The following is a 23,093-nucleotide window of genomic DNA, read 5'->3' as shown; positions in this document are numbered from 1 at the left end:
CGGGAACGCAGGCCCGGCGAACCCGACCCGACCGCCCACCCCGCCCGCCGCTGCAGGTCGCTCTTCAGTGAGCAACGCACCCGTCTCGTCGGGAGCTTCGCGTCTCGGAGCCCCGCATGCCGGCGGCGGCCCGCCCCACGACCCGGACCGGCCCCGCACCCAGCCGGCCCGCAACCACACGCGCAACGCGCGCCGAGAGCACCCGGCCCACCCGGGAACGCACGACCGGCGAGCCCGACTTGACCGCCCTCCCCGTCCGCCGCTGCCGGCCGCTTTTCGGTGAGCAATGCACCCGTCTCGTCGGGAGCTTCGCGTCTCGGAGCCCCGCATGCCGGCGGCGGCCCGCCCCACGACCCGGGCCGGCCCCGATCCGGTTCGGGTTCGAGATCGGTGTGGCTGTCCTCGGGACAGATCATGGTCGGTCTGCTTGACTGTGCCGCGTAATTCTTGGTGGGGGCTTGGGCTGGGAGTCGGCATGGGTGCGTTGGATGGCGTCAAGGTGGTCGAGTTGGCCGGGATCGGGCCCGGGCCGTTCGTCGGGATGATGTTGGCGGACGCCGGTGCCGGGGTCGTTCGGGTCGACCGGCCCGGCGGCGCCTCGATGCCCTCGATGGCGGTCGGGCGTGGCCGGCTCGGTACGGTCGAGGCCGATCTGAAGGACCCCGCCGCGCGCGACGCCGTGCTGCGGTTGATCGCCGGCGCCGATGTGCTGGTCGAGGGCTTTCGGCCCGGGGTGGCCGAACGGCTCGGCCTCGGACCGGACATCTGCCTCGCGGACAACCCCGGGCTCGTCTACGCCCGGATGACCGGCTGGGGTCAGGACGGCCCGCTCGCACCGCGCGCCGGACACGACATCAACTACATCTCGATCTCCGGCGTGCTGCACTCCTTCGCCCGCGCCGGAGAGCGCCCGGTGCCGCCGCTGAACCTGGTCGGCGACTACGGCGGCGGCGCGATGTTCTGCGCGTTCGGCATCCTCGCCGCGCTGCTCTCCGCCCGAACCACCGGGCGCGGCCAGGTCGTCGACGCCGCGATGACCGACGGCTCGGCGACGTTGAGCACCTTCATCCACGGCATGCGCGGCATGGGCGGTTGGGCCGGCGAGCCCGGCGCGAACCTGCTCGACACGGGTGCGCCGTTCTACGACGTGTACACCACCTCCGACGACCGCTACCTCGCCGTCGGTGCGATCGAACCGCAGTTCTACGCCCAGTTCCTGGCCGGCCTCGGCCTCGCCGACGAGGACCTGCCCGGACAGATGGACCGCGCCGGCTGGCCGCTCCTGCGCAAGCGCTTCGCCGAGGTGATCGCCGGCCGCACGCGGGACGAGTGGGCCGCGATCTTCGAGCCCGTCGACGCCTGCGCGACGCCCGTGTTGACCTGGGACGAGGCGGCCGAACACCCGCACAACCGGGCCCGATCCACCTTCGTGCGCCCCGACGGCACACTCCAGCCGGCCGCCGCGCCCCGGCTCTCCGCGACCCCCTCGGTCGCCCGGGACGCCACTGGCCGCGTCGACGCGGCGCTCCTGGAGGGCTGGGGGCTGACCCCCGAGCAGGCCGCCGCGCTCGCCCCGAAGGGCTGACCCTGCCGGGCGGTTCGCCGTCACCCGGACGGACGGACGTACCCGGCATCGGCCTCGGCGCCGGCCCGGCATCGAACCGCGCCCACCCGGCAACGCACGCCCGCGCAACCGCACATCGTGGCACGCGCATCCCGAACGCGTCCGGCAATCCGCCACAAATGTTTCACCGAGTAGTGAAATCTCTACGATCGGTCGTCATGGACACCACCGCGCTCACCGACACCACCCTCCCGCGCGCCCGCGCGAACACGCCCCCGGCCGACCACATCGCGCGGCTGCTCGGCGAGACCGCCCCCGTACGGCAACGGGTGCTCCGGCACACGGTCTACCGCGACCTCACCGACCTCGCCGCGATCCGGGTGTTCATGGAGCATCACGTCTTCGCCGTCTGGGACTTCATGTCCCTGCTCAAGAGCCTGCAGCGGCGGCTCACCTGCGTCGAGGTGCCCTGGGTGCCGCGCGGCGACGCGGAGATCCGGCGGATGGTCAACGAGATCGTGCTCGGTGAGGAGAGCGACACCACCTCGCTCGGCCCGCTCAGCCACTTCGAGCTCTACCTCGCCGCGATGGACGGTGCCGGCGCCGACACCCGCCCGGCGCGCCGCTTCCTCGGCTTGATCGCCGACGGCGTCCCCGTGCCCGAGGCGGTCGGCGCGTGCGGCGCCCCCGCCGGCGCCGCCGCGTTCGTGTGCCGCACCTGGCAGGTGGTCGCCCACGCCCCGCTGCACTGCGTCGCCGCGTCCTTCGCGCTCGGCCGCGAAGAGCTCATCCCGCGCATGTTCGACCACCTCACCACGCTCGACGACCTGCACGACGGCCGGCTCGAGGTGTTCCGCGAATACCTCGCCCGGCACATCGAGGTGGACGGCGACGAGCACGGCCCGATGGCGCTGCGCCTGCTCGCCCAGCTGTGCGCCGCGGGCCCCGACCCGGCCCGCGCCTGGCGCGAGAGCGCGGGCACCGTCACGGTGTCGCTGCGCGCCCGCGCCGATCTGTGGGACGCGGTGCGCGACGCGGTCGCGGCGGGACGCGCCACCGGGCACTGAACGCGCGTCGGGGCTGCCGGACGCCCGGTGATATGTCATATGTTTGGGTGCGTGACCCACGACCCGAACCTTTACCCCACCGACCGCCTCGGCCGCGCTCAAAAGGCAGCCGCCGACGCGGGACTCGACGCCCTGCTCGTCTCGCCCGGCGCCGACCTGCGCTACCTCACCGGCTACGAGGCGCTTCCACTGGAGCGCCTCACCTGCCTGGTGGTGCCCGTCGCCGCCGAGCCCTTCCTCGTCGTCCCCGGCCTGGAGCGACCCGCCGCTCTGGCATCACCCGCGGGCGCGCTCGGGATCGACGTGCTCGGCTGGGCCGAGACGGACGACCCGTACGCGCTGATCGCGAACCGACTGCCCGCGCAGGTCGCCCGGGTCGGCCTGGACAACCACATGTGGGCGGAAAAGGTACTCGCCTTCCGCACCGCGCTGCCCACCGCCGAACAGAGCCTGGCGGGCGATGTGTTGCGCGAGTTGCGGATGCGCAAGTCGGCCGCCGAGGTCGAGGCGCTGCGTCGGGCCGGCGCGGCGATCGACCGGGTGCACGCGCGCGTGGGCGAGTGGTTGCGGGCCGGTCGTACCGAGCGTGAGGTGGGCGCGGACATCGCCGAGGCGATCATCGCCGAGGGGCACATCCGGGTGGACTTCGTGATCGTCGGCTCCGGCCCCAACGCCGCGAGCCCGCACCACGAGTTGTCCGATCGGGTGATCGAGACGGGCGACGTGGTCGTGGTCGACATCGGCGGCACCACCGAGGACGGTTACTGCTCGGACGAGACCCGGACGTACGCCGTCGGCGAGCCGCCGGCCGAGTTCCGCGCCTACTACGACGTCCTGGAGCGCGCCCAGGCCGCCCAACTCGCGGCCGTGCGCCCCGGGTTGACCTGCGAGGAACTGGACGCGGTGGGCCGCGACATCATCACCGAGGCCGGCTACGGCGACTACTTCATCCACCGCACGGGCCACGGCATCGGGCTGGAGAGCCACGAGCACCCGTACATCGTCCAGGGCAACAAGCTGCCCCTGGAACCGGGCATGGCCTTCTCGATCGAGCCCGGGATCTACATCCCCGACACGCACGGGGCGCGGATCGAGGACATCGTGATCTGCGGGGAGAACGGCGGCGACCCGATGAACGTGCGGCCGCACGGGCTGACGGTGCTCTAGGCTCCGCCGAGACTTCGGGATCGCCCGGGGCCACGGGTTCCGCCGGCGGCTCCGGGTTCTTCCGACGGGCTTTCGAAGCCCTGGGACTTTTCCGAGGCGGGCCGGTCCACCCGGCCCACCGTCCCCGGACCCTCGGCCGCTCGGGCACGGCGGCCCGGGGTCCGGGGACGGACGCCGGGGACGGGGCGGTCGGATTCGGGGCGCGCACTCGCGTCGCGGCCCTGTCGCCTCGACCGGCCTCCGGCCCGGCCGACGCGCACGGCGAGCCCACCACGCGGGACGCGGATGCGGGACGCGTCGGTGGCGGGTGGGCGCGCGGCGTCGCCGTACGATCGTGCGCAACGGCCGGGGGGCGAACCCCACCCGGTCCGCCGCCGGCCACCCGCCGGGTCCGGCCACCCCCGGACCGCACGGAAGGACGTCCCCATGGCTGTCCCGCGCACGCTGCCCACCGACGAGTCCCGTGCCCTGCTCGACCTCACCCGGGACCTCACCGCCCGGGAGATCGCGCCGCGCGCCGCCCCCGACGAGGCCGACGGACGTTTCCCCCGCGAGGTGTTCGCCACCCTCGGCGCCGCCGGACTGCTGTCGCTGCCCTATGCGGAGGAGTACGGCGGCGGCGCGCAACCCTACGAGGTCTACCTCCAGGTCCTGGAGGAACTGGCCGCCGGCTGGCTGGCGGTCGGCCTCGGCGTGTCGGTGCACACGCTGGCCTGCCATCCGCTCGCCACGTTCGGCACGCCCGAGCAGCGGGCCGCGCACCTGCCCGCGATGCTGGGCGGCGAACTGCTCGGCGCCTACTGCCTGTCGGAGCCGCACTCCGGCTCCGACGCGGCGGCGCTGAGCACGAAGGCGGCGGCCGACGCCGACGGGTACACGCTCACCGGGACCAAGGCGTGGATCACCCACGGCGGGGTCGCCGACTTCTACACCGTCCTGGCCCGTACCTCGCCCGAAGGCGCGCGCGGGATCAGCGCGTTCCTGGTCGACGCGCGCACCCCGGGACTGGCCGCCGCCGCGCCGGAGCACAAGATGGGCATGCGCTCCTCGCCCACCGCGCAGATCCACCTGGACGGCGCCCGGGTCGCGGCCGAGCGGCGGATCGGCGCGGAGGGCCAGGGATTCTCCATCGCGCTCGCCGCCCTCGACTGCGGCCGACTCGGCATCGCCGCGTGCGCCACCGGTGTCGCCCAGGCCGCGTTGGACGTGGCGGCCGACTACGCGCAGGACCGCACCCAGTTCGGCGGGCCGATCGCCGACAAGCAGGGCATCCGGTTCATGCTCGCCGACATGGCCACCGCGATCGAGGCGGGCCGCGCGCTGTACCTGGCCGCCGCCCGCCTGCGCGACGCGGGGCTGCCGTTCGGCCGACAGGCGGCGATGGCCAAGCTCTTCTGTACGGACACGGCGATGCGGGTGACCGTCGACGCGGTACAGATCCTCGGCGGCTACGGCTACACCACCGACTTCCCGGCCGAGCGGTACATGCGCGAGGCCAAGTGCCTGCAGATCGTCGAGGGCACGAACCAGATCCAACGCATGGTCATCGCCCGGGACTTGTTGCGGAAGGGATGAGCGCGGCCCGGCGATCGCCCCCTCCGGCCGGGTGATCGAGGCGGGCGGGTCGGCGCGCGGCGCGGGCGGCGCGACGTTCGGCACGCTCGGGTCGACCGGGTCCACGACGGTCGCGGCCGGGACGACGACGGAGGCGGCCGGCCGGGCGGGGTGATCCGGGCATGGTTGGTTTGCGCCTTTCGGGATCGGGTCGCGGGGGTCGGGTACGGTGGCGGGATCCGGGGGGTCGCGCTTCGTATCCGAAGCCGAACGGGTCGAGGCGAGGAGGCCGCGGAGATGACGACGGAGCACGCCGCGGGGTCCGGGCCGGGGGCCGGGTCGAGGCCCGACGCCGGGCTCAGCACCGACGAGGCGATTCGGGCGATGTTGCTGCTGATGCCGCGCGTGGCCGCCCGGCTCAAGCGCACCCGGATCCCCGAGCGGCTGCGGTCGATGAACCTGGCGCCGCGACACCTGTCGCTGCTGGCGTACCTGCTCTTCGACGGCCCGATGCCGGTCAATCGGCTGGCCGCGCGCCTCGAGGTGGCGCCGACCACGGTGAGCCTGATGGTCAGCGACCTGGGCCGCCAGGGGGTGCTGGAACGACGTACGGATCCCGCCGATCGCCGGCGGTCCATCGTGGCGATCACCGACGACCCGCAGACCCGGACGGCGATCGAGAACTGGCTCGCGAACGGCGCCGACGCCTGGCGCCGGGCCTTCGACCCGCTGTCGCCGGCCGATCGGGCGATGTTCGTGCGGACGATCGGGGCCTATGAGAACGGGGCCGCGCGCGAGGACGACTGAGGGGCGCCGGGTGAGCGTTCCGTCTCGGGCGGTCAGCCCCGGAGCGCCGGGAGCAGGTGGGCCTCCTCGTAGGCGAAGTGCTCCTCCAGGCCGGCCGACACCGCCTCGAACTCTGCGCGCAGACGGGCCGGTTCGGTGTCCGGTCCCCGGTCCGGCCCGGCGGCGCGTTCCAGGAGCGCCGCGAAGGCGGCCAACGCCCGTTCCACGACCGCGTGTTCCGCGCGCAGGCGGGTGATCGCCGGGACCAGCTCGGGGTATTCGCGTTCGAAGGCGGAGAAGGCGCCGTCCTCGCGGATGTGGTGCATCTGGAGGTGTCGGCAGAAGGTCAGGCAGTGGCGGCGCAGTCGGCCGGCGAGGTCGTCGGTGCCGGTGTCCGTGTCGGCGTCGTTGTCGGGTGCGTCCGGCTCCGGTCCGCCGGCGAGGGCGTGTTCGAACCGGGCCCGGACCCGGTCGATCTCGGCCCGCAGGTCCTCGTGGTGACGGATCAACTGCTCCGCGATCAGCCGCGCGCGGGCCGGGTCCCCGGTCAGGTCGAGCGGATGGAGGGCGACCACGGGGATGGTTCGGGTGGTCGCCGCCGCGTAGTCGCGGAAGGCCGGGTTCCGTGCGCACTGGAGGTCCCACTGGTGATCGCGCTCGTCGCCGGCGAGCGGGACGGCCCGGGCGGCGAACGGCTTCACGCGGCCCTCGTCGGTGCCGATCTCCATGGTCACCTGGGGGCTGGCGACCAGGTTGAGGTACCAGTGCGGGTCGCGCGGGCCACCCGCGTTGGAGGCGAAGACCAGCCACCGGTCGCCGTCCCGCGCGGCGACGACGGGGGTGGTCCACGGCCTGCCGGTGTGTCGGCCCGCGGTGGTGATCAGGACCAGGGTGACGCCCTCGAACATGCCGCCGACGCGGCCGTTGTGGGCCCGGAACTCGGCGATGATCGATGCGTTCGGGTCGGCGTGGGTGGCGGTTTCGGGCATGGGTGTCTCCGGGATCGGCGCAGACTTCGTAAGTAGCTTTGCTTTGAAAGCAAATCTATTTTCAGGCTAGTGACGCCTCGGAAGCGCTGTCAACGTCGCGTGGGCGCGCGCATGCCACGGCCGCCGGACGACGGTGTTCTACGTCCGGCGGAGGTGGTGGGTGGTGGGTGGGTGCCCGTACCCGGGTCGGCCGCGTGCCCGGGTGGGTCAGGCCGTGTGCGAGAAGGGTTGCGCGCGCCAGTCCAGGCCCGGGGGCAGCGTCCGGATCGGGGGCTCGGGGAGGGCCGGGAGCGGTCCGGCGGGGCGGTCGGCCGGGGTGGCGACGGTCGTGCCCGAGCCCGGGCAGGGGCGGACGCTGAACGGGTCCCGCACGCTCGGGCACACCACGTGGTCCGGGACCGTCGCGCCGTCGGCGACCGGGTCCAGGACCAGTACGACGCCGCACTCCGGGCACGCGCGCCGCACGCTCGGGGCGGCGGGGGTCTCCGAGGACCGGTCGGGGTGGTTCGTGTCGTCGAAGTCCTCGACGAGGTCCCGCTGCACCGTTCCGGCGCATGGGTCGACGGCGATGCTCATGGGCTCCCCTGTCGCCACGGCGCCGAGGCGACGGCGCGCTCCGCCGACGATAGTCCGCCCGACCGGAACGTTGCAGTACTGATCCGGGGTGGATTCCCGCGCCGGGACAATCGACCCCGCCGCGCCCGGACCGACCGGCGGCCCGGGCCCCAACTGCCGCTGTCGCCCGCCGCGTTGATCGTGCCCGCGGGCACACCGTCCGGGTCACGTCGCGACCGGGCACCGCGGGCTCGGCGCGACGTCCCGGTTCACTCGGGCACGGTGGTCGGTATCGGCGCGGCGTCGATCGCGCGGCGCAGTTGTTCCAGGCGGTAGGGGAGGGGTTCCCAGCCGGGGCGGCCGACCATGTCCACGTTCAGGCGGACCACCGTGCGGGTGTACGCCCGGGCCAGGCCGCGCGGCATCAGCGGCATTCCGGCGGGCCGGGGCCGGGAGTTGCCGTCCTCGTCGGGGATGCCCGAGTGGTTGCCGCGGACCGACACCCACACGGCGGCCACCTCGCCGCGCAGCGGCCACACCAGGTCGTCGCGTACGTCCAGCCAGCGGCGCAGCGCCGCGCGGGTCGGGCCGGACAGCGGCAGTACCTCGGTGACGGCCGGATTGACGGTGCGGGCCTGCGGGTGTCGCACGATCGTGACGGTGCGCTCGTCCGCTCCCAGGTCGGCCAGCCGCATCGCGCACAGCTCGCCCGCCCGTGCGCCGGTGTCCAGGACCACCCCGATCAGCGCGAACAGTCGAATCCGGCCCGCGTCCGCGCCCGCCCGGTCGGCGTGCTCGCCGAGCCAGTTCAGGAGGAGCGAGCGCTGCCGGGCGCCCACCGGGGTCTTGAGTTCGGGCATGGCCGGCCGCTCCGGCAGCTCCACCGGCACCGATCCGGCCCGGGCCAGGATCTCCAGGCAGTCCATCCGCACGCGCATGCTCGCCGTGGTGGAGATGCCGGCGCCGGCGACCGCGCGGGTGCGCAGCCGGCCGCACCGGGCCAGCTCCAGATAGCGCCGCGTCGGCTCGGCGGACAGCAGCGCCGCGAGCGAGGCACGGGCCTCGGCCGGGAAGCCCTCCTGTACCAGTGCGCGGCGCAACTCACCCACCACCCAGCGCAGTTGCCGGGCGCGCGCGGCCGAGGTGTCGGCCCGCGCGGTGACGCGCAGCAGGGCCCGGTCGAGCTGATCGAGCGCGGGGGCGCGGTCCTCGGTGGCCATGTCCGCACTGTAGCCGGCGGCACCGACGAACCGGCCGTGTCGACCGCCGCCGGACGGGGGAGTCGCGGCGCGGGGGCGCGCTCGGCGGCGGCGCGCCGACACCGGATCGTGCGCGGGACCGCTCCCGGACCGCGCGCGGGATCGCGCCCGGGATCACTCCCGGATCGCGCCGGATCCCGCCCGGACCGCACCGGGGCCGCACTTCCCACCTCCGATGCCATAGGTTCCTCATGTGGAGGACCTGGACCGACAGATCGTCAAACTGCTGCTGCAGGACGGGCGGATGAGCTACACCGACCTGGGCAAGGCCACCGGCCTGTCCACCTCGGCCGCCCATCAGCGCGTACGCCGACTCGAACAACGCGGCATCATCCGCGGCTACGCCGCCGTGGTCGACACCGAGGCCATCGGCCTGCCGCTGACCGCGTTCATCTCGGTCAAACCCATCGACCCCAGCGCCCCCGACGACGCCCCGGAACGGCTGGCGGACCTCGAGGAACTGGAGGCGTGCCACAGCGTGGCCGGCGACGAGAGCTACATCCTCAAGGTCCGCGTCCCGACCCCGGGCGACCTGGAGACGCTCCTGGCCCGAATCCGCCTCCAGGCAGGCGTGTCGACCCGCACCACGGTGGTCCTGTCCACCCCGTACGAGGCCCGCGCACCCCGCTTCTGAGCCGACCCCGGACCGGCGGCGGGCGGTTCGGGATGGGCCCGGGCGCGGTTCGTGGCGAGCCCGCGCCGCTCGAAGGGGTGACCTCCGGCTCGGCGTTGCCCCGGGGCGGGCCACACTGGGGGCATGACCACGCTCCTCCTGCGCAACGGCGCCGTGCACAGTCCGGCCGATCCCTTCGCGACCGCCATGGTCGTCGAGAACGACACCATCGCCTGGATCGGCGCCGAGGGGGCGGCCGCGGCCCACGTCGACGCCGTCGACGCGGTGCTCGACCTCGGCGGCGCGCTGGTCACCCCGGCGTTCGTCGACGCGCACGTGCACGCCACCGCGACCGGCCTCGCCGCGACCGGCCTCGACCTGACCGGCGCCCCGTCGTTGGCCCACGCGCTGACCGCGTTGGAGGAGTACACGAAGGCGCGCGGGCTGTACGGGCCGGGCCGCGCCGTGCTCGGGCACGGCTGGGACGACACCGGCTGGCCCGAGGGCCGCCCGCCCACGCCCGCCGAGTTGGACCGGGCCGCCGGCGGCGCGACCGTGTACCTGTCCCGGACCGACGTGCACTCCGCCGCCTGCTCGCCCGCGCTGCTCGCGCTGGTCCCGGGCGAGCACGGCGACACACCGCTCGCCGGCGCCGCGCACCACGTCGCGAGGGCCGCCGCCTACGCCGCGCTGACCCCGGCCGACCGGCTGGCCGCGCAGCGGGTCACGCGGGAGCGGGCCGCCGCCCTGGGGATCGGGACGCTGCACGAGTGCGGTGGGCCGGAGATCGCCGGGGAGGCCGATTTCCGCGCGCTGGCCGGGCTGGCCGCCGAGGAGGCCGGCCCCGACGTCGTCGGCTACTGGGGCGCGCTCGCGCACGACGCCGACCACGCCCGCGCGCTGCGTGCCGATCTGGGCGCGCACGGGCTCGGCGGCGACCTGTTCGTCGACGGCTCGCTCGGCTCGCACACCGCGTGCCTGCGCACGCCCTACGCCGACGACCCCGGCACCGGGCTGACCCATCTGGACGCCGAGCAGGTGGCCACGCACCTCGCCGCATGCACCCGGGCCGGGATCCAGGCCGGCTTCCACGCCATCGGCGACGCCGCGATCGGCTCGATCCTCGCCGCCGCGCGCGATCTGATCGGCGGACCGCACGCGGCCGCGTTCCGGGCCCTGCGACACCGGGTCGAACACGCCGAACTCCTCGACGCCGACGCGGTGAAGGGCTTCGCCGAACTCGGCCTGACCGCGTCCGTACAGCCCGCCTTCGACGCCGCGTGGGGCGGCCCGGACGGCATGTACGCGCGCCGCCTCGGCGCCGAACGCGCCGCGCTGATGAACCCGTTGGCCGCGCTCGGCGCCGCCGGCGTCCCGCTCGCGTTCGGGTCCGACGCGCCGGTGACCCCGCTCGACCCGTGGGGCACGATCCGCGCCGCCGCCTTCCACCACACGCCCGGGCAACGGATCAGCGTGCGCGCCGCGTTCGCCGCACACACGCGCGGCGGCCACCGGGCCGCGGGACGCGACGACGCGGGTGTGCTCGTCCCCGGCGCGCCCGCCACCTACGCGGTGTGGGACACCACCGAACTGGTCGTCCAGGCCCCCGACACCCGGCTCTCCGGCTGGTCCACCGACCCGCGCTCGGGCACCCCGGGCCTGCCCGACCTGGATCCCGAGCTGCCGCTGCCGCGCTGTCTGCGCACCGCCGTACGAGGCACCACGGTGTACGCGGCCGAGGGAGCGCTCGACCCGGCGTGAGCGAACACCGGCGCGACCGGGGTCAGCCGGCCGGCGTCGGCGCCGGGGTCCCCGAGGACCCCGGCGTCCGCTCGGCCGGCTCGGCCGAGCCGGATCCGCCCGCCGCGACCGCCCGATCCGTCGTGCGCTCCGGCACGGTCAGCAGCGGCAGGAAGACCTGCACCAGCGGGCCGATCGTGAGCGCGTACAAGACCGTGCCCAACCCGACCGAGCCGCCCAGCACGAAGCCCACCGCCAGGACCGCGACCTCGATGCTCGTCCGGATCAGCCGCACCGAGCGCCCGGTCCGCCGCACCATCCCCGTCATCAGGCCGTCGCGCGGCCCCGGCCCGAGCCGGGCACCGATGTACGCGCCGCCGGCCACCGCGTTCAGCACCACACCCGAGACCAGGAAGGCCACGCGCCAGGCCCACGCGTCGGGGGAGGGCAACCACCGCAGCGAGGCGTCCACCGCGAGGCCGATCACCACCACGTTGCTCACCGTGCCGAGCCCCGGACGCTGCCGCATCGGCAACCACAGCAGCAGGACGGCGGCGCCGACCACGATCGTCACCACGCCGAAGCTCCACCCGGTGCGCTCGGCGAGACCCTGATGGAACACGTCCCACGGATCCAGGCCCAACTCGGCCCGGATCATCAACGCCATGCTGAACCCGTACAGCGTGAGCCCCGCGTACAACTGGACCAAACGACGGACCCACGACCAAGCCACCGTGCACCTCTGTTCCGCGCCCGACTGCCAAAAAAGAGCCAACGGTGAAAGAATCGCGGACACCGGATCACGGATCCATAGCCAATTCGACAGGAGTGGACTGATGAGCGCGCCTCACCTGACCGTCAGCAGCACCCGCCTCGCCGACCTCCTGCACCCCTGGACCACCGCGACCCAGTCCGCCGCGCGTTCCGGCCCGGCGTACCGCACGCTCGCCGACCGCATCCGCGCCCTGCTCCTGGACGGTCGGATCCCGCTGACCGCGCGCCTGCCCGCCGAACGCGGCCTCGCCGACCGCCTCGGGATCAGCCGGACCACCGTCGCCGCCGCGTACGAGCTGCTGCGCACCGACGGCTACCTGACCAGCCGCCGCGGCTCCGGCAGCTGGACCACCCTGCCCGGGACGCACACCGAGATCCCCACCCGCGGCCTCAGCCCCAGCACCACCACCGGCGTGATCGACCTCGGCGTGGCGGCCCTGCCCGGCCCCGGCCGGGCGCTGCACCAGGCGGTCGCCGACGCCACCGACTCGCTGCCCACCTACACCACCGGCCACGGCTACCTCCCCGGCGGCCTGCCGGTGCTGCGCGACACGCTCGCCCAGCGCTACACCCGCCGCGGCGTGCCCACCACGCCCGACCAGATCCTGGTCACGCCCGGCGCGCTCGCCGCGGTGACCCTGGTGCTGCGTACGCTGGCCGGGCCCGGCGACCGGGTCGCGGTCGAATCGCCCACCTACGCCAATGTGTTGGACGCGATCCGCCAGGCCGGGAACCGTCCGGTCCCGGTGCCGATGACGGACACCGGCTGGGATGTGGAGACCTGGCGCGACACGCTGCGCACCGCGGCACCGCGACTGGCCTACCTGATCCCGGACTACCAGAACCCCACCGGCCACCTCGCCGACCCCGGGATCCGGCGCACGCTGGCGGATCTGGCCCGCAACACCGGCACCACGCTGATCATCGACGAGACCTGCCACGACCTGGCCCTGGACCTCGACCCGGCGGACCGGCCGCTGCCGATGGCCGCGTTCGACCGGACCAACAACGTGATCACCATCGGGTCCACCTCGAAGACGTTCTGGGGCGGCCTGCGGATCGGCTGGATCCGGGCCACCCCGGACCTGGTCCGGCGCATCGCGGCCACCCGTGCGTCCTTCGACGTCGGCGCCCCGGTGCTGGACCAGCTGGTCACCCACCACCTGATCACCGACCACGAGGACGCCATCCTGGAGACGCGCCTGCCCGCGCTGCGCGCCGCCCGGGGGGCGCTGGCCGACGCGCTGACCGAGCACCTGCCCGACTGGACCTTCTCGATGCCCCTGGGCGGCCTGTCGTTGTGGGTGCGCACCGACGGCACGTCCAGTCTGACCCTGGCCGAAACCGCCGCCCGACACGGCGTACGGGTGGCCGCGGGAACCCACTTCGGCACCGACGGCACCTTCGAACACCACGTGCGCCTGCCCTACGCCCACGACCCGGCCACCCTGACCGAGGCGATCCGCCGCCTGTCCGCCGCGGTGGCCGAAACCGAACGCACCCGCCCCACCACCTACGCGGGCTTCTCGGGCGCGGCCGTCATGGCCTGAGGTCCTCCGGCCGGGAAGCGCGGATTCCACACCCCGCGACTTGTCCACAGCCCCCCGTCGGCCGCCGGCGTCCTCGGCGATCCCCGCCACAGTGGCCTCGTACGGAACATCCGGTTCCGCGTCCCGGGAGGGGTCATGCGAGACGTGATGGCGGCGCTGGTCGGCGCGGTGGGCTCGGTGGCGGCGGCCCTGGCAGCGGGCCACGCCCGACGCGGCCCCGCGAGCCGCGGTGGCGTACGCCGCCGACGTCGCCCCCCTCGCCCCGCCCCGCGCCGTGCCCACGCCCGCCGCCACCCTCGCCCGCGCCGCCGCCCGCGCCGCCCCGCGCCCGCCTCGCGAAGCCGAGCGCGCTGAGGCCCGGAGACCTCCCTCCTCCGGACCGGGCCGACCCCCGGCCCACGGCACGCGCCGACGGATCCGACCGACCACCGACGGGCGAGCCCACCGAGCGCGCGTACCGCCGACCTCGGCGGCCACGTCCCCGAACACGACATCGAACACGCTCGCCGCATCGAGGCCGCCGCGTCCGCCGATGGGGCGGTCCCGATCGACCGAGGATTCGGGCGGCCGTGCGATCCACGGCGGCCGGCGGTCGGATCGGCGACCGCCTCACATCAGTTCCGCCGCCACCACCGCGCCCAACTCCGTGCAGGCGGCCAGGGTTTCGCGGTCGAGTGGGCCCGTCACCTCCACCGGCGGACGGACCCGGTGCCACTGGAGGCCCGTCGCGGCGGCTTCGACGGAGCGGACGGCGCCGGTGGTGTCGTTGTTGCCGTGGACGTAGAAGCCGTACGGCCGGCGGGTCGTTTCGTGTTGGCACACGTAATAGACCGTGTCGAAGAAGTGCTTCAACGCGCCCGACATGTAGCCCAGGTTCGCGGGTGTGCCGAGCAGGTAGCCGTCCGCCTCCAGGACCTCGACCGGCGAGCAGGTGAGGGCGGCTCGGACCCGTACCTCCACCCCCTCGATCTCCGGGTCGCGGGCGCCCGCGAGGGTCGCCTCCAGCATTTCGGCGAGCGTGGGCGAGGGCGTGTGGTGCACCACGAGCAGGATGGCCATGGTCACACGCTGCCAGAAGCGGGCCGCGTCGGCGGGCATGCCCCGTGATGCGCGCCGCGAGCCGCCGCATCCCCGCGCCCGGCGGTTCCGCGGGTCCTCCATACGGGTGGTTCATCGAGGAAATGATGGTGATTCCACCCGTTTGATGCTTTGACACGTACGCACCTTTTGTCACGATAAGAGCACTTTAGGTAATACGTCGATAGGCCAACCGGCCGGCATCTCGGGGAGAAACCACCCACATGCGCCTCACCCCCTTGCGGCAACGACTACTGCCCTACCCCCGCGGGAAGTCCCCCGCCGACCCGGCCCCCGAGACCGCCGGTCACACCCCCGCGCCCGCTCCCACCCCCGCCGCCCCGCCCGTTCCCGCGCCCGCCGCCGCACCCGCGGCGCCCACCCTCGTCTCCGCCGTCCGCCGCACGCTCGCCCCGGCGGTCCAGGCCACGAACGCGCAGTCCCGCGCGTTCCACACCGTCTACGCGATCGCCACGCTCCCGCTGGTGATCGCGTTGCACCTCGCCCTCTGGGCGTTGTCCACCCCCGGTCGCCTCGGCGTCACCGTTCTGGTCCTCTACGGGATCGCCCGGACCGGGATCCTCACCCCACCCCCCACGCACTGAGTGCACCGCCCGAAGGAGTCCCCATGGTTCTGTCCATCTCCGGCGTCCTGTTGCTCGGCGTCATCGCCTACATCCTGTTCCGCAAGGACGGATTGCGAATCCCGCACGCCCTCGTCTGCGCCCTCTTCGGCTTCTACCTGGCCGGCAGCTCGATCGCCCCCCACATCACCGCGAGCAGCAACAGCATCGCCAACCTCCTCAGCGGCCTCACCTTCTGAACCGCCGTCCCGCCGCCCCGTCCCGCCGCCGCGCCCGCACCCTCGGCGCCCCGCCTCGGCGTACCGGCGAAGTCCTCGCACAGGCGTTGCCTTCGAGTGCCTCACCGGTGCGCCGAGGCGAACGCGGCGGGCGGTCCGCTCCCCGAATGTCACGCACAGGCCCCGGATCGTCCCCCGAACCGGGGCCTCCCGCCTACCCGCACCAACCCCCCACGGAGACCGCATGCCCCCCGGCCCCAAATCCCTCGCCACCATCGCCCAGCGCGCCAAGGACGGCATCGGCAACACCCGCTCGCGCGCCACGCGGATCCAACAGCACACGCGCGACACCTTCTCGCCCGTGCTCACCCTCGGCCGCGGCCTGAACCGGCAACTCGCCTGGGCCCGGGCCTGGTGGAAGAACGCCTCCGCGGACAAGCGCAAGGCCGGGGCCGCGGCCGTCGCCGGCGCGGTGCTGGCCCTCTACTTCCTGCCGTACGCCCCACTGATCGCCCTGCTGCTGATCCTGGCCGCCGCCGCCTGGTTGGGCCGCGCGGAGAAGCCTCCCGCTCCCGAGCCCGGACCCGACCCCATCGAACTGCGGCTCCAGGCCGTCTACAACGGCCTCGTGCCCCACCTCGCCGACGACCACGACCCGGCCAGGCTCTTCCACCCGGGCGGCGCGTACCGCGACGCCTTCCGCGACTGGGAACTCGACGGCGACCGGATCACCCGCCTCGAACTCACCTACAGCCCCTACTTCACCGACGACGACCCCGGCGCCCGCGCCCGGATCGAGCGGGTGCTCCAGGCCAAGATCGGCCGGGGCCGCGAGTACTTCCACGACTGGGACACCGAGAACAACCGCCTCACCGTCGCCGCGCTGCCCCCGCTGCCCGCCGCCGTCCCGGCCCAGCAGTTCGTCACCGCGCCGTCCGAGATCCTGCTCGGCATCACCGACGCGGACAGCACCAACCGCCGCACCCCGATCCGGGTCGACGGGGCCACCCACCAACTCCCGCCGGTCATCTGGCGCACCGGCAACCGCAGCACCGACCCGCACCTGCTCGCCGTCGCCGCCCCCGGCGCGGGCAAGTCGAACCTGCTGCGCACCATCGCCCTCCAGGCCGCCCGCGACGGCGACATCGTGGTGATCGACGGCAGCGGCTCCGGCGACTACGCCTGCCTGGCCGGGCGCCGCAACATCCTGCGGATCGAGACCGGATACCACGGCGCCCTGGAGACGCTGACCTGGCTGCGGCACGAGACGGAGCGCCGGATCGCCGCCGTCACCCACGCCAAACAACACGGCACGCCGGTCCCGGACAACGCCCGCCGTCCGCTGTGGGTGATCCTGGACGAGATCACCGAACTCAGCGACCTCGCCGCCGGCCAGGGCACCACCGACCCCCAGGAACTGCTCGACCTGCCGCTGCGCCTGGGCCGCGCCACCCACATCGGCGTGATCACCAGCACCCGCCCCACCCACCTGGACCGGCTGCGCCCCGCGCTGATCGCCGACACGCACACGCGCGTCGTCCTCGGCCCGCTCGACCCCGAGACCGTCCGGACCGTCCTGGGCACCGGCCCCGGCGTCTCCGGCGGCGAGGATATGCCGCCCGGGCGCGGCTACGTACGGATCGGCAACGGCCCCGTGGTGCGCATCCAGATCCCGCACACCCCGGACCCGCTCGAAGAGGACACCCCCGAAGCCGAACGCCGGCGCCTGCTCGCGCTGCTGCCGCACCACACCGACGCGCTCACCGTCGAGGACCCCACGATCTCGCTCGCCAAGGAGCGCCGGCGCGAGCCCGAACCGACCGCCTGACCGCACGGCGCGCCCCCGCCGCCCGCCCCCGCGACGCGCCCGCCGTGCCCGCCGCTCCGCCCCGAGCGCCGCGCGGCCCCTGCCCCGGACACCGCGCCGCCGCACTCCTCGAAGGCCCTCCGAGCCACCACGCTCGGAGGGCCTCGACGTGTACCCGGTCTCCGCCCGGCACGCCACCAAATACACAAAACACACCACTTCACCCGCACCGGCGCGCCATGATGGGTGCCCCGTACCCCCACGGAGGACGTGGACGCCCAGTGTTCGACCTCGCCAACTTCACCGTCAGCGACATGGTGGTGTGCAGTTCCGAACTGCGCCGGGTCACCGCCGATTCGGCCACCACCGAGGACGCCGCCCGCGCGATCGTGCAGCACCTGCGCACCACCTTTCGCGACCCGGACACCGGACGGCCCCAACTCGTCCTCACCCGCCTGTTCCAGACCATGCCCTGGCGCAACCTGACCCCGGACCTGGAACAGCGCGCCCTGCGTCGGCAACCCGACCTCGTCCCGCACCCCGACCTGCGCTGCCTCACCCTCCTCGCCACCACCGGCGACCACCCCGACTGGCGCGACCGCACCCGCTCGCGCCAGCACCAGGTGGTCGCCTTCCCCAGCGCCCAGGCGGTCCGCCGGGCGCCGATGATCAGCGCCATGCTGACCCAACTCGGGGTCACCGCCGAGGAGATCGTGGCCGGGCCGCTGAGCGGGGACACCGAGTGGGACCGGCACGACATCACCCACATCCCCGACGCGCTGGCCGGCAGTGCCGTCCCGGACAAGGAGTTCATCCGGAGCCACGGCATAAAATCCGTGATCGGCTACGCCGGCAAGCTCCCCGACGGCGAACTGTTCACCGTGCTGATGTTCACCCGCGTGTACATCCCGGCCCGGATCGCCGAACTCTTCCGCACCGTCGCCGTCTCCACCCGGTTGGCCCTGCTCCCGCTCAACACCGCGCCCCTGTTCGCCGGCGGCCCGGGCCGGCACACCCCCGTCAAGCACCTCGCCGCCGCCCGCGTGGACGCGCTCGAACAACTCCTGGCCGCCCACGAGGGCACCTCCGCGCAGGCGGCCCTGGTCGCCGCCGACGCCCGCGACCGGGTGCGCTCGCAGCAGGAACAACTGGCCTACAAGCAGCGCCGACTCGACCAGGAGACCCGGATCGTCGAGACGCTCTACCGCGTCGGCCAAAAGCTCACCCGCGAACTCAACCTCGAACGCCTGGTCCAGGCCGCCACCGACGCCGCCACCTCGGTGATCGCCGCCGAGCACGGCATCTTCCGCTACGTCGACTACGACACCGGCGGCGTCGCCGACACCCGCTACGCGGTCACCAGCCCCGACCCCACCCTGATCGACCGCCTCCCGCGCCCGCGCCCCGCCCTCGCCGCGCGCACCCGCCCGCAGACCACCGTCGTGCCGCCGAGCACCGTGCGCCGCGGCGACCTCACCGAGGACCCGGGCGCCGCCGGACTGCTGCCCTACCGGGTCAGCGTCGCCGGCGAGCCCCCGGTCCGCAGCCTGCTGACCATCCCGGTGACCACCGCCACCGGCGAGGACCTGGGGGCGTTCTCCTTCTGCCACACCCGGGCCGACGTGTTCACCGAACGCGACGAACAACTCGCCCTCGGCATCGCCGCCCAGGCTGCCACCGCGATCGAGAACGCCCGGTTGTTCCGCAGCGTCCGCGACACCGCCGTGGAACTCCAGCGCAGCCTGCTCCCGCAGGTCCCGCCCGACCTGGACGAGTTGGACATCGCCTTCCGCTACCTGCCCGGGGCCAAGGGCCAGCAGGTCGGCGGCGACTGGTTCGACGTGATCCCGCTGTCCGCCGGGCGGATCGCCCTGGTGGTCGGCGACGTGATGGGCCGGGGCCTGCGGGCCGCCGCCGTGATGGGCCAACTGCGCGCCGCGGTCCGGGCGTACGCGGTCATGGACCTGCCGCCGGCGCAGGTGATGCGGCACCTGAACCGGCTGGTGACCGGGCTCGGCGGCGAGGACCAGATCATCACCTGCGTCTACGCGGTCTACGATCCCGGCGACGCCACCGTGCACTGGTCCAACGCCGGACACCTGCCGCCCGCGCTGATCGGCGCCGACGGCAAGGTCGAACTCCTGGAGGACGACCTCGGCGTCCCGCTCGGCCTGGACGGCACCACCTTCGAGGACGCGATGGTCGGCTTCGACGCCGGCGACCAACTGCTGATGTACACCGACGGCCTGGTCGAATCACACGACGCCTCGCTGACCGACCGGCTCCAGGAACTCACCGAGCACATCGACGGCACCACCGGCGGCACCTGCACCGTCGCCGACGTGGCCGACCTGCTGGCCAAGACCATGCTCACCGGCCAGGAGCCCGACGACGTCGCGCTGCTGCTCGTGCGCGCCCGGCACAACGTCGAGCGCACCGCCGGGCTCGACCTGCCGCCCACCCCGCGCTCGGCCCGCGAGGCCCGCGACTTCGTGCGCGCCACGCTGGCCCGCTGGGACCTGGCCGACCACAGCGACGCCGCCTGTTCGGTGGTCACCGAACTCGTCTCCAACGCCGCCGAACACGCCCGCACGCCCATGGAGTTGCGGCTGCGCCACCATCCGGGCCGGCTGATCGTCGAGGTGGTCGACCACGACGGGCGGCTGCCCAAGGAGATCGCCTCGCCCGGCCACGACGAGCGGCATCGCGGGTTGTGCATCGTGGCCGGTCTCAGTACCGACTGGGGGGTGCGGCCCACCGACACCGGGAAGATCGTCTGGGCGGAAATCCGCGAGCGGTGACACTCGGTGGGGGTTTCGCCGCGTGGCGGTACCCGGCGCCGATGGCTCGTTTTCGGGGCGATTCCGGTTGATCAGACGAGTTTTATGTCACTTTCCCCCGGCGATGTGATGAATCATCCGTTTTCGGGTAGCTACCCACCGTCACGGACCCCGAGCCGTCCCCGTCGACCCCTCGGTCGGGAATCTTCGGGGCCCGTCACGCGTTCTGCAATCGGACGAGACAGCAAGACCTGTCGATGTGGGTTACCAGCCAGGAGGCACGATTCATGAGTGAGCGAGCTCTCCGCGGCACACGCCTTGGCGCCACCAGCTACGAGACCGATCGCGGTATCGATCTGGCGCCGCGTCGCACCGTGGAATACGAATGCCCCCGAGGGCACCGCTTCGAGATGCCGTTCTCCGTCGAGGCGGAGATCCCGTCGACGTGGGAGTGCCGCAGCTGCGGCGCCGTGGCGCAGTTGGTGGACGGCGCGCCGCCCGAGGAGAAGAAGAACAAGGCGACACGCACGCACTGGGACATGCTCATGGAGCGGCGGACCAGGGAAGAGCTGGAAGAGGTGCTCGCCGAGCGCCTCGCCGTACTGCGGTCGGGTGGCATCAACCTCCACCACGATCCGCGCGACAACCGCAAGAGCGCCTGAGCGATCCCCGCGCGAGCCCGCTCCGGGCCCGTGCGGATCCCGTCGACAGGTGGCACCGACGCCCGGGGCGCCGACGACCTTCACGGTCGTGGCGCCCCGGGCGTCGTGCTGGGCACGGTCGACGGCCGGCCGGAGCACCCTCAGGGCAGCGGGCGCGGCGGCGGCGGAGGTGGTTCGTCGTCCCGCCGCGGGTCCGGGTCGATCACCTCGCCCTGGATGATCTTGCCGTCGGGGCGATGGATCCGGGCCTCCCGGGTCATGCCGCTCAACCGGGTGCTGCCCGCCACCTTCGCCGCCACCACGGTGCCGATCAGCCGGCGCACCAGCGGCCGGGTGAACGGCAGTACGCACAGCAGCCCCAGCGCGTCGCTGATGAAGCCCGGGATGATCAGCAGCACGCCGCCCAGGATGACCACACCCGCGTCGGCGGCGGCCTTGGTCGCCTCCTTGCCCTGGGCCGCGATCACGGCCGGGTCGGACCCGCCCTCGCGCTGCGCCCGTTCGCCCAGCGCGCGCAGCCGGTTCAGCACCCGGCGGCCCTCGTACCGGATCACCAGCGAGCCCACCGCGATGCCGGCCAGGATCAGCAGGAAGGTCTCGCCCGCGCCGATGGCGCCGCCCACCAGGGTGATCACATAGATCTCGGCCAGCGGCAGGGCGACGATCGGCAGGAGCTTGACCGCTCGGCGCAGCGGGGTACTCACGAGATCACGTCCTCGGCGGGGTGGCGCCGGTGGTGGCGCCGGAGGTACCGGCGGTGTCGGCGTCGGTCGCGACGGGGGCGGCCGGCACGCGGGCGGCGTCCGGGGCCCGATCGGCGACCTTGCTCGGGGCGAGTGCCGGGGTCGGCTCGTCCGCGTACTTGCCGACCCGACGGCCGACGCCCCACGCGGTGACCCGCCACAGCGCCTCGGCGACGATGGTGTTGCTCATCTTGCTGTTGCCGCGTTCGCGCTCGATGAAGGTGATCGGCACCTCGAGCACGCGGTAGCCCTTGCGGATCGCGCGCCAGGCCAGGTCGACCTGGAAGCAGTAGCCCTGGGAGGCGACTTCGTCCAGACCGATGCCCAGCAGGGTGTCCCGGCGAAACGCCCGGAAGCCGCCCGTGACGTCGTGGATGTCGACGCCGAGCATCAGCCGCGAGTAGGTGCTGCCGCCCCGGGAGATGAGCTTGCGGTGGCCCGGCCAGTTGACCGCGCCGCCGCCGGGTACCCAGCGCGAGCCGAGCACCAGGTCCGCGTCCCGGACCGCTTCGAGCAGTCGGGGCAGTTGCTCGGGCTGGTGCGACCCGTCGGCGTCCATCTCCACCAGGACGTCGTAACCGCGATCGATGCCCCAGCGGAAGCCGGCGATGTAGGCGGCGCCCAACCCCTCCTTGCCCGCGCGGTGCATGACCTGGACGTGCGGGTCGTGCTCGGCGAGGGTGTCGGCGATGTCGCCCGTGCCGTCGGGGCTGTTGTCGTCGGCGATGAGCACGTCGACGTCGGGCACCGCGGCGCGCAGGCGCGCAACGATCGGCTCGATGTTCTCCGATTCGTTGTAGGTGGGGATGATGACGAGCACCTTGCCGAGATCGGCGAAGCTGGTCTGCTCGCGGTCGGTCACATCATCTCCTTGATGGCGTTGGCTTCGATGGCGTTGTCGATGGTGTGGGCTCCGGGTCCGGCATCGGCGCGGGCACGGTGTCCGACGATAGTCAGGATCGCCTCGGGAGCCGAACCGAGCCGGACGGCGCGGGTGCGCCCGGCAGGCGGCGCGGCGGCGGGAACCGGGGTACGCGGGCGGAACGCGCGGGTGCGGCCGACCGCGTGGCCGGCGCGGGGCGCCGCGTCGCGGTCGAACTGCGGCACCGTGTGGCCCCCTCGCCGGGTCGTCGTGGATCGCTGCGGTCGCGCTCGACACGGTGGTGCGCCGGGCGGGTGATGCAGTGACGGTACAACGGACGAGCCGGCCATTCGGTTTCGCCCTGCGGACGGACCCGTGGCTCGTTCGCCGATCGGGTGGATGGCAGCGGGAACCCGGTCGCCCTTCGGGCCGGCCCCGGACCGGCTGGCTGTCGGTCGCGGTGGTCGTTGTCTACTGGGCGACCGGGCTCTGCCGCGGTCTCACCTTCCGGCGTGGGGTGTGCTCGCGTCCGGCGGGGCGACTGCACGGGTGCCGCTCTGCCGTTCGTGGCCGCGTGGGGCGGCCTCCCGGGCGCGTGTCACGTCGGTTCCGGACCTGGCGCCCGGTGGCTGTGCCACCTGTGGCCCGGAGGCGTGCGCGTGCTCGGGGAGGGTGTTCTCCTGCCGGTCGTCCTGCGGTGGACCGGGTCGAACGTACTGGGCGATGCGGGCGCGGTGTCAAC

Annotated in this window: 21 protein-coding genes; 13 read left to right on the top strand and 8 right to left on the bottom strand. The window is 73.8% G+C overall.

Annotation, left to right across the window (positions count from 1 at the left end; translation table 11 throughout):
• Positions 1-475 precede the first annotated feature (475 nt).
• The 5 genes from EMA17_RS29065 to EMA17_RS29045 all read left to right on the top strand — a co-directional run bounded on the left by EMA17_RS29065 (position 476) and on the right by EMA17_RS29045 (position 6,159).
• Positions 476-1,585, top strand: a complete 1,110-nt coding sequence (locus EMA17_RS29065) for a CaiB/BaiF CoA transferase family protein (protein ID WP_126640100.1) — start codon at positions 476-478, stop codon at positions 1,583-1,585.
• A 197-nt stretch (positions 1,586-1,782) separates the two neighbouring features.
• The gene (locus EMA17_RS29060; RefSeq protein ID WP_126640099.1) at positions 1,783-2,631 is read left to right on the top strand and encodes a DUF3050 domain-containing protein; all 849 of its coding nucleotides are present in this window, start codon (positions 1,783-1,785) and stop codon (positions 2,629-2,631) included.
• 51 nt (positions 2,632-2,682) lie between these two features.
• A complete protein-coding gene (locus EMA17_RS29055) occupies positions 2,683-3,798 on the top strand; it encodes a M24 family metallopeptidase (protein ID WP_246126962.1) in 1,116 nt (371 codons plus the stop codon).
• Positions 3,799-4,224: 426 nt separating this feature from the next.
• Complete coding sequence (locus tag EMA17_RS29050) at positions 4,225-5,373, top strand: acyl-CoA dehydrogenase family protein (protein WP_246126961.1); 1,149 nt, start codon at positions 4,225-4,227, stop codon at positions 5,371-5,373.
• Between the two features lie 276 nt (positions 5,374-5,649).
• The gene (locus EMA17_RS29045; protein ID WP_126640096.1) at positions 5,650-6,159 is read left to right on the top strand and encodes a MarR family winged helix-turn-helix transcriptional regulator; all 510 of its coding nucleotides are present in this window, start codon (positions 5,650-5,652) and stop codon (positions 6,157-6,159) included.
• A gap of 32 nt (positions 6,160-6,191) precedes the next feature.
• On the opposite strand, the gene EMA17_RS29040 is transcribed toward EMA17_RS29045, so the two are convergent.
• The 3 genes from EMA17_RS29040 to EMA17_RS29030 all read right to left on the bottom strand — a co-directional run bounded on the left by EMA17_RS29040 (position 6,192) and on the right by EMA17_RS29030 (position 8,902).
• Positions 6,192-7,127, bottom strand: coding sequence for a nitroreductase/quinone reductase family protein (locus tag EMA17_RS29040; protein WP_126640095.1), 936 nt, complete (start codon positions 7,125-7,127; stop codon positions 6,192-6,194).
• 207 nt (positions 7,128-7,334) lie between these two features.
• The gene (locus EMA17_RS29035) at positions 7,335-7,703 is read right to left on the bottom strand and encodes a hypothetical protein (RefSeq protein ID WP_126640094.1); all 369 of its coding nucleotides are present in this window, start codon (positions 7,701-7,703) and stop codon (positions 7,335-7,337) included.
• A 248-nt stretch (positions 7,704-7,951) separates the two neighbouring features.
• Entirely contained in the window at positions 7,952-8,902 is a 951-nt protein-coding gene (locus tag EMA17_RS29030; protein WP_126640093.1) for a tyrosine-type recombinase/integrase, read from the bottom strand.
• A gap of 232 nt (positions 8,903-9,134) precedes the next feature.
• On the opposite strand from EMA17_RS29030, the gene EMA17_RS29025 reads away from it, so the two are divergent.
• Together EMA17_RS29025 and EMA17_RS29020 are read left to right on the top strand one after the other, a co-directional pair.
• Positions 9,135-9,575 carry an Lrp/AsnC family transcriptional regulator gene (locus EMA17_RS29025; protein WP_020549917.1) on the top strand — a complete coding sequence of 147 codons (441 nt, stop codon included), beginning with the start codon at positions 9,135-9,137 and terminating at the stop codon, positions 9,573-9,575.
• A 123-nt stretch (positions 9,576-9,698) separates the two neighbouring features.
• Positions 9,699-11,315: an amidohydrolase gene (locus EMA17_RS29020; RefSeq protein WP_126640092.1), complete on the top strand. Its 1,617-nt coding sequence runs from the start codon at positions 9,699-9,701 to the stop codon at positions 11,313-11,315.
• 22 nt (positions 11,316-11,337) lie between these two features.
• On the opposite strand, the gene yczE is transcribed toward EMA17_RS29020, so the two are convergent.
• The gene (gene yczE, locus EMA17_RS29015) at positions 11,338-12,027 is read right to left on the bottom strand and encodes a membrane protein YczE (protein WP_126640091.1); all 690 of its coding nucleotides are present in this window, start codon (positions 12,025-12,027) and stop codon (positions 11,338-11,340) included.
• A gap of 103 nt (positions 12,028-12,130) precedes the next feature.
• Here yczE and yczR point away from each other — a divergent pair, with 103 nt between their 5' ends.
• Positions 12,131-13,618: a MocR-like transcription factor YczR gene (gene yczR / locus EMA17_RS29010; protein ID WP_126640090.1), complete on the top strand. Its 1,488-nt coding sequence runs from the start codon at positions 12,131-12,133 to the stop codon at positions 13,616-13,618.
• Positions 13,619-14,227: 609 nt separating this feature from the next.
• Here the strand turns inward: yczR and EMA17_RS29005 are convergent.
• On the bottom strand, positions 14,228-14,677 hold the full coding sequence (locus tag EMA17_RS29005) for a flavodoxin family protein (protein WP_126640124.1): 450 nt from the start codon (positions 14,675-14,677) through the stop codon (positions 14,228-14,230).
• Positions 14,678-14,919: 242 nt separating this feature from the next.
• Between EMA17_RS29005 and EMA17_RS52000 the strand changes: the two genes are divergently transcribed.
• The 5 genes from EMA17_RS52000 (at position 14,920) to EMA17_RS28980 (ending at position 20,746) form a co-directional block, all read left to right on the top strand.
• A complete protein-coding gene (locus EMA17_RS52000; protein WP_160161599.1) occupies positions 14,920-15,300 on the top strand; it encodes a hypothetical protein in 381 nt (126 codons plus the stop codon).
• A gap of 23 nt (positions 15,301-15,323) precedes the next feature.
• Positions 15,324-15,518 carry a DUF2304 domain-containing protein gene (locus EMA17_RS28995; RefSeq protein ID WP_126640088.1) on the top strand — a complete coding sequence of 65 codons (195 nt, stop codon included), beginning with the start codon at positions 15,324-15,326 and terminating at the stop codon, positions 15,516-15,518.
• 223 nt (positions 15,519-15,741) lie between these two features.
• Complete coding sequence (locus EMA17_RS28990) at positions 15,742-17,325, top strand: ATP-binding protein (RefSeq protein WP_126640087.1); 1,584 nt, start codon at positions 15,742-15,744, stop codon at positions 17,323-17,325.
• A 260-nt stretch (positions 17,326-17,585) separates the two neighbouring features.
• Positions 17,586-20,105, top strand: coding sequence for an ATP-binding SpoIIE family protein phosphatase (locus EMA17_RS28985; protein WP_126640086.1), 2,520 nt, complete (start codon positions 17,586-17,588; stop codon positions 20,103-20,105).
• A 266-nt stretch (positions 20,106-20,371) separates the two neighbouring features.
• Positions 20,372-20,746: an RNA polymerase-binding protein RbpA gene (locus EMA17_RS28980; protein WP_126640085.1), complete on the top strand. Its 375-nt coding sequence runs from the start codon at positions 20,372-20,374 to the stop codon at positions 20,744-20,746.
• A gap of 140 nt (positions 20,747-20,886) precedes the next feature.
• Here the strand turns inward: EMA17_RS28980 and EMA17_RS28975 are convergent, their stop codons facing one another.
• Genes EMA17_RS28975 through EMA17_RS28965 form a run of 3 tightly spaced genes read right to left on the bottom strand, consistent with a single transcriptional unit; the run spans position 20,887 to position 22,596 of the window.
• Complete coding sequence (locus EMA17_RS28975; RefSeq protein WP_126640084.1) at positions 20,887-21,450, bottom strand: FxsA family protein; 564 nt, start codon at positions 21,448-21,450, stop codon at positions 20,887-20,889.
• A 4-nt stretch (positions 21,451-21,454) separates the two neighbouring features.
• Positions 21,455-22,351 (bottom strand): polyprenol monophosphomannose synthase, encoded by an 897-nt coding sequence (locus tag EMA17_RS28970; protein WP_126640083.1) that lies wholly within the window; start codon positions 22,349-22,351, stop codon positions 21,455-21,457.
• Positions 22,348-22,596 carry a hypothetical protein gene (locus tag EMA17_RS28965; RefSeq protein ID WP_126640082.1) on the bottom strand — a complete coding sequence of 83 codons (249 nt, stop codon included), beginning with the start codon at positions 22,594-22,596 and terminating at the stop codon, positions 22,348-22,350. The genes EMA17_RS28970 and EMA17_RS28965 overlap by 4 nt, the downstream gene beginning before the upstream one ends.
• Positions 22,597-23,093: the final 497 nt, after the last annotated feature.

The organism is Embleya hyalina, from assembly GCF_003967355.1.
In the GTDB taxonomy this organism is placed as follows: domain Bacteria; phylum Actinomycetota; class Actinomycetes; order Streptomycetales; family Streptomycetaceae; genus Embleya; species Embleya hyalina.
The sequence above is the reverse complement of the archived record's forward strand: the minus strand, read 5'-3'. Positions and strand labels throughout refer to the sequence as shown.